A 400-nucleotide genomic window follows, 5' to 3' on the forward strand; every position below is an offset into this window, starting at 1 on the left:
TGAGTAGAAACTATTCTTGAATGAGATAAGAATACGTAGACGAAAGTTTTTGAAACCACGGAACCCGTATGCCGTGCGCTTAATTGCTTTGATTTTATTGTTTGAACCTTCAATTGGCCCATTTGAGAATCCGTAGATAAAACTGTTTATTATTTCGTCGAAGTGTTTACGGATAGTGCGACGAGTCTTCTTCATTGCCGTTGGCAATGAGCGGTATTTGGCATTGTTTTTTGTAGGATATAGAACAGACTTGAGTTCAGCTTCATTACGGGCTTCGACGGCGTAAAGAATCTCTTGGTAGAAAGCGTATGCGTCACGCAGTTCATCAGAGAGCGCCAGTAGGTGGTCGATAACTTCTTTATCAGTTAAATAGGCATGCTTAAAATTGATTCGATGTTTG

At 40.2% G+C, this 400-nt stretch carries 1 protein-coding gene; it reads right to left on the reverse strand.

Annotation, left to right across the window (positions count from 1 at the left end; genetic code table 11):
• Positions 1 to 400, reverse strand: a 400-nt coding sequence (locus EST42_RS06965) for a transposase (protein WP_167711161.1), incomplete at both ends; no start/stop codon positions are given.

It is taken from the genome of Weissella cibaria (assembly GCF_004521965.1).
Taxonomy (GTDB): domain Bacteria; phylum Bacillota; class Bacilli; order Lactobacillales; family Lactobacillaceae; genus Weissella; species Weissella cibaria_A.